This window comes from Jannaschia seosinensis (genome assembly GCF_001408515.1).
GTDB classification, from domain to species: Bacteria; Pseudomonadota; Alphaproteobacteria; order Rhodobacterales; family Rhodobacteraceae; genus Jannaschia; species Jannaschia seosinensis.
Genome location: NZ_CYPR01000071.1, coordinates 1 through 5,819, shown reverse-complemented (window position 1 = coordinate 5,819; position 5,819 = coordinate 1). Strand labels below are relative to the sequence as shown.

Genomic DNA, 5,819 nt, shown 5'->3' with positions numbered 1-5,819 from the left:
CCCCCTGCCCTTCCTGAGACTGGTTCGAATTGATCTGACACCACCCTTGAAGAGCTTGCGCATGAACTGCTTCGCGGCCGCGGCGTCGCGGCATGACTGCACGAGGATGTCCAAGACGTGGCCTTTCGCGTCGATTGCCCGCCACAACCAATGCTTCGTGCCGTTGATCTTGAGTACGACCTCGTCGAGATGCCACTTGTCGGCTGGCCAGGGCCGATCGCGTCGGATCTTCGCGGCGAACTGTGTCCCGAACTTCGCGACCCACACCCGTATCGTCTCATGGGAAACGGCGACGCCCCGCTCGGGCAGAAGGTCTTCGACATCTCGCAGGCTCAGGGCGAAACGGTGGTACGCCCAGACGGCGTATCCGATGACGGTGCGTGGAAAGCGGTTCCCCTTGAGGCGGGAGAGATCGTCGAGGTTCAGCATCCAAGCGAGCTACCGGCCTTCCATGACGCCATCAACCCGACAGTGCCCTGGAGACCACGCTCCACCGATATGTCTGGCTCTACAACCAGCAGCTCCCGCAATCAGCGTTGGCCAGCAAGGCGCCCTTGCAGGCCATGAAGGACTGGCACAAAATCAAGCCAGAGCTGTTCAAGAAACAGCCATATTACCTTCCGGGATGTGACACACCTAAACGTCCCCGGAGATCATCCGCTTGGCGGTCATGCTCAACGTCCGCTTACCGCTGTCGCTCCAAGACGTCGAGAATCATCTCCACGGGCACGGTATCGACGTCACTAGCGAGACCGACCGTTTTTTTAGAGCCATCGTTTCAGTCCGTCGTCGAGGTCTTTGCCCTGCCAGGCATGGGTAAACTAGCCCCAGCAAGAACAATGTCGCGGAGCTGTGCCATGTAGAGCAGTCGAGGCGACTACGAAACTAGCCGGTTTCGGCTACGCGGCCGGACTTCCGGGCGACAAGGATCGTCGCGCCCTGCGGTCCGGCTTCCTCAGCATGAGCTACGTTCGCGTCCAGCAGGCAGGTCTCGCCGGGCTGATAGGCCGGCGCGGCGCGGTCCGTATTTAGGATGAAAGTCCCAGCGACAACGTAGACGAAAGAGAGCTGATCGTGGGTGTGCGGCTCGCTTCGAGTCGAGGGCGCGAAGGTTACCTCCTTTGGGGGGCTGTAGCCCTCAGCGTGCGCGCGGGCCACAAACTCGTATCTGGTCATGGTCGATCCTCCTCGATCTCAAATGGGGCGGGCATCCTCCCCGAATCCATCTTGGTTGCCATTGACCAAAGTCCAGCGCAAAGCTTGCGCCGTTCCCGGCGGCACCTTCGATTGGCCTTCTTCATGCCGTCCATCCTCAGGTTGGAACCGGGCTAAGGGGCATACGAGCGCCATCGGACGGCAGCGACAGTCAGGGAAGGGCAGGACATCATGGAGCAGACATTCCTCGAGGGATGGCACGAGGCCGCGACGACGGCGGTGGGCCTGTTCTGGACCGCCTTCTGGGCCTTCGCGCTCGGCTACACGATCTCGTCCATGATCCAGGTCTTCGTCACCCGCGCGCGGATGCGGCGCGCGATGGGCGAGGCGGGCCCCCGCTCGGTCGCGCTCGGCACGTTCTTCGGCTTCGTCAGCTCGTCGTGCAGCTTTGCCGCGCTGTCGGGCGCGCGGGCGCTCTTCGCCAAGGGGGCGGGGTTCGTGCCGGCCATGGCCTTCCTGCTCTCCTCCACTAACCTTGTGATCGAGCTGGGCATCCTCATCGCCATCTTCCTCGGCTGGCAGTTCGTCGTTGGAGAGTACGTCGGCGGCGTCCTCCTGATCCTGCTGATGTGGGCGGTCGTTCGGCTCACGGGGCGCTTCGCGCCGATCGAGGAGGCGCGCGAGAGGGCGCAGGAGAGCCAAGGCGACGAGGAAGAAGAGGGGAACGACGACGCGAATTGGCGCGAGAAGCTCCGCTCGCGCGAGAACTGGGGCGAGGTGGCAGAGCGCTACTTCATGGAATGGGCCATGGTCTGGAAGGATGTCACCGTCGGCTTCACCGTCGCCGGGATCATCGCAGCCTTCGTCCCGCGATCCTTCTTCGAGACGCTCTTCATCGGCGGGGACGATCCGGGCTTCCTCGATCTCGTCGCGCAGGCGCTCGTCGGCCCGCTCGCGGCCTTCTTCACCTTCATTGGCTCCATGGGGAACATCCCGCTCGCCGCAGTGCTCTACGGCAACGGCGTCGCCTTCGCGGGGATCATGGCCTTCATCTTCTCCGACCTCGTGGTGATCCCGGTCCTGAGGGTGAACGCGAAGTACTACGGCTGGAAGATGGCGCTCTACATCCTCGGCGTCTTTCTCGTGGTGCTGGTCGCGACCGCGCTGCTCTTGCATTACGGCTTCGCGTTTCTCGGGCTACTGCCCTCGGCCGACCAGGCGAAGTCGGTGACCGAGCGCGAGTTCTTTGCGATCGACTACACGTTCTGGCTCAACATGGCCTTCCTCGCGCTGACGCTCGCCTTCGTCGGATGGAAGGTGAAGCGCAGCGGCTGGCCCTTCGCGCTCGGGAAGGGGGCGCTGGAGAAGACGCTATTCGTGCTGGCGCTGGCGGCCTATGCCTGGCTGGTGGTCGGGCTCTTTGTCGGCGGGGATGGGGGTGGACAGGCGTTTGGCTGAGCGACCCGGCTCCGCGTCGCCTGCGCGGCCCGACCCCGTTCCGAACCTTGCCCGGTAGGCGCTGGGCGTGGCGCCGACCTTCTTCTGGACCGGTGGCCGCCACGATGGCGTTGGAAATCCCGCCGGGGCCTCTGTCAGAGGAACGTGGCTTGAGACGGGGCAACGCGCCATCTAGCGTCTGAACATGACCCAGCCGGGCCTTGTCAGAAGAACTTCGCTTGAGGCGGAGCAGGCGGCTGGCTAGGCTCCCCGCATGACCAAGCGCAGCCCCTTCAAGTACTTCAAGACCAGCTCCGAGATCATTCGCCTGGCGGTGATGATGTATGTCCGCTTCCCGCTGTCGCTGCGGAACGTCGAAGATCTGCTGCACGAGCGCGGCGTCGACGTCAGCCACGAGACGGTGCGCTTCTGGTGGCATCACTTCGGCCCGATGTTCGCCGGTGAGATCCGCAAGCGACGCATCGAGGGTATGAAATCGAGCCGCTGGCGCTGGCACCTCGACGAGATGTTCGTGAAGATCAACGGCGAGCAGCACTACCTCTGGCGGGCGGTCGATCATGAGGGCAAAGTGCTGGAAAGCTTCGTCACGAAGACGCGGGACAAGAAGGCTGCGCTGAAATTCCTCAGAAAAGCACTGAAGAAGCACGGGCGAGCAGATGTCCTCGTGACGGACAAGCTTCGCTCCTACGGTGCGGCTCTGAAGGACCTCGGCATGACGGACCGGCAGGAGACCGGTCGGTGGCTGAACAACCGCACGGAGAATTCGCACCTGCCGTTCCGACGACGCGAGAGGGCCATGCAGCGCTTCCGGCGGATGCGAAGTCTGCAGAAGTTCGCCGCCGTCCACGCCTCCGTCTCGAACCACTTCAACCAGGAACGCAGCCTCTCCAGCCGAGACATCTTCAAGACCAACCGCACCGCCGCTCTCGCCGAGTGGCGCGGTCTTTGCGCAGGATAATGGTCAGGCCCCTGCCCTTCCTGAGACTGGTTCGTATTAGTCTGCCAGCACCTCCCTCTGGGCTTCCTGGGAACATCGTTCACCTCGAGCATGCAACTGAAACGGGAACCGCGTGTGCGTTGCGACCGTTGGGGTGGCAGGATCGGCGAGCCGTGTTTCGCGGCTTGTGGTCGCACCACGCGACGCTGCGCCGGCTCGGTAAACAATAGGGAGAAGAATGATGGTGCGTACAACGCGAACCTGTTCCACGGCGATGGCGCTGATTTTGGTGGCCGGCGCTCCGGCGCTTGCGCAGACCTGGACTTACAGCGACATCGACCAAGACAATAACCTTGAGTTGAGCTCAGCCGAGTTCGGCGTGTTCAGTCGCGAATTGTTCCCCTACTGGGATGCGGACGCCGACCTGGTCATTGACGAAGACGAGTTCTACGTGGGCGTCTACGATGCTTGGGACGTGGACGACGACGAAATCCTGACCGACGTGGAATACACCGAAGGGTGGAGCACGTGGTTCGGCGACTATGAGCCGATCGGCTACAGCGATCTCGATCTGGATGCCGATGCCGAACTGGTCGCGGACGAATTCGCCACCGGTCTGGGCCAGACAGAACTCTACGATACCTGGGGCGCCGGCGGCGATCTCGGTGAGGAGCAATTCGTCACCGTTCTCTACGACGTCTACGATGCCGACGACGACCTCGTCGTGACCCAGGCCGAATACGAGATGGTCGGGGAATTCTGGACCGCGGACTACGCAACGACGGACACGCTTGAGGCCGAAGTGGTCTCGCTCAACGACTGGACCTACGACGATCTCTACGCCGAGGGGTTCAGCGCCGAAGACTTCATCGACGAGATGGAGGTCTACGGGATAAACGGTGAGGAAATCGGCGAGGTCGAGGACATCATCATCGGCCCGGACGGACGGATCGTTGCGATCGTGGCCGAGGTCGGCGGGTTCTGGGACATCGGCGACACGCATGTCAGTGTGCCGTATGACGAAGTCGCGATGACCGAACTCGGCGACGGGATCATCCTCCCGGTGACTGAGGAGACGGTCGACGATTACGGCTTCGAGCAAGAGGTGTTCTCGGCCGTCGCGGCGGCGGGCGAAGGCATCAGCGGCGTGGACGACGCCGAGGTCGTGCGTGGGTGGCGCGCCTCAGAACTAATCGGCGACTACGCCCGCATTCGCGACGGGGACGTCTACGGCAATTACGGCTACATTAGCGACCTGCTTCTGCACGACGGGCAGGTGGCGGCTGTGGTCGTTCAGCCGAATGCCGGCTACGGCGGTGGATATCGGGCCTATCCGTATTACGGCTACGATGCCGGCTACGGCTTCGATGCGGGCTCGCCGTATTACGACATGCCCTATGATGAACGGGAAGTTGGCGAGTTGGATGAGTTCGACTACGACCGCTTCGAGTAAGACTCCCTCCACCCGCAGTGAAATGACGGCCTCGCCCTCCATGGGCGGGGCCGCTTTTTGTCAGGTGCATTTCGTGGCCGCGTATGGTCGAGCCGGGGGGAGAGCGAGCGATTGGATTGGCCGACCGATGAAATGCGCCGGCAGAGGTGTCTGATACCAACGGCATCATCCGCTGACCTTCGCCCAATCTCGGGAGGTTATCGAGGCGACCCGCTCCGGGATTGCGATGAGCGCGTTCCACGCCTCGCAGCAGGCGCCGACGATGGCGTCGTAGCTCTCGAAGACGCGGTTCGCGAGGGCCTTGTCAGAAGAACTTCGCTTGAGGCGGAGCGGGCGGCTGGATAGCTTCGTCGCATGACCAAGCGCAGCCCCTTCAAGTACTTCAAGACCAGCTCCGAGATCATCCGACTGGCGGTGATGATGTACGTCCGTTTCCCGCTGTCGCTGCGGAACGTCGAGGATCTGCTGCACGAGCGCGGCGTCGACGTCAGCCACGAGACGGTGCGCTTCTGGAGGCATCGCTTCGGGCCGCTATTCGCGGGCGAGAACCGCAAGCGTCGGATCGAAGGTATGCAATCGAGCCGCTGGCGCTGGCACCTCGACGAGATGTTCGTGAAGATCAACGGCGAGCAGCACTACCTCTGGCGGGCGGTCGATCATGAGGGCGAAGTGCTGGAAAGCTTCGTCACGAAGACGCGGGACAAGAAGGCTGCGCTGAAATTCCTCAGAAAAGCAATGAAGAAGCACGGCCGAGCAGATGTCCTCGTGACGGACAAGCTTCGCTCCTACGGCGCGGTCCTGAAGGACCTCGGCATG

6 protein-coding genes and 2 pseudogenes are annotated in these 5,819 nt (G+C 62.7%); 5 read left to right on the top strand and 3 right to left on the bottom strand.

The window, feature by feature from the left end; genetic code table 11:
• Positions 1–429: IS6 family transposase (locus tag JSE7799_RS06260; protein WP_144431586.1), on the bottom strand; the 429-nt coding region annotated here is incomplete at its 3' end.
• A 223-nt stretch (positions 430–652) separates the two neighbouring features.
• Here JSE7799_RS06260 and JSE7799_RS21590 point away from each other — a divergent pair.
• Positions 653–766: pseudogene (locus JSE7799_RS21590) on the top strand (IS6 family transposase); the annotation flags it as partial.
• A gap of 119 nt (positions 767–885) precedes the next feature.
• Here JSE7799_RS21590 and JSE7799_RS06255 read toward each other — a convergent pair.
• Entirely contained in the window at positions 886–1,176 is a 291-nt protein-coding gene (locus JSE7799_RS06255) for a cupin domain-containing protein (protein ID WP_055662860.1), read from the bottom strand.
• A gap of 210 nt (positions 1,177–1,386) precedes the next feature.
• Between JSE7799_RS06255 and JSE7799_RS06250 the strand changes: the two genes are divergently transcribed.
• The 3 genes from JSE7799_RS06250 (at position 1,387) to JSE7799_RS06240 (ending at position 5,003) form a co-directional block, all read left to right on the top strand.
• Complete coding sequence (locus tag JSE7799_RS06250) at positions 1,387–2,613, top strand: permease (protein ID WP_055662859.1); 1,227 nt, start codon at positions 1,387–1,389, stop codon at positions 2,611–2,613.
• A 253-nt stretch (positions 2,614–2,866) separates the two neighbouring features.
• On the top strand, positions 2,867–3,571 hold the full coding sequence (locus JSE7799_RS06245; protein WP_055662858.1) for an IS6 family transposase: 705 nt from the start codon (positions 2,867–2,869) through the stop codon (positions 3,569–3,571).
• 253 nt (positions 3,572–3,824) lie between these two features.
• Positions 3,825–5,003, top strand: a complete 1,179-nt coding sequence (locus JSE7799_RS06240; RefSeq protein WP_055662857.1) for a PRC-barrel domain-containing protein — start codon at positions 3,825–3,827, stop codon at positions 5,001–5,003.
• A gap of 165 nt (positions 5,004–5,168) precedes the next feature.
• On the opposite strand, the pseudogene JSE7799_RS21585 reads toward JSE7799_RS06240, so the two are convergent.
• Positions 5,169–5,300 (bottom strand): annotated as a pseudogene (locus JSE7799_RS21585) (IS630-like element ISAli3 family transposase); the annotation flags it as partial.
• Between the two features lie 57 nt (positions 5,301–5,357).
• Between JSE7799_RS21585 and JSE7799_RS06235 the strand changes: the two are divergent.
• The coding region (locus JSE7799_RS06235) for an IS6 family transposase (protein ID WP_144431585.1) at positions 5,358–5,819 on the top strand (462 nt) is incomplete at its 3' end.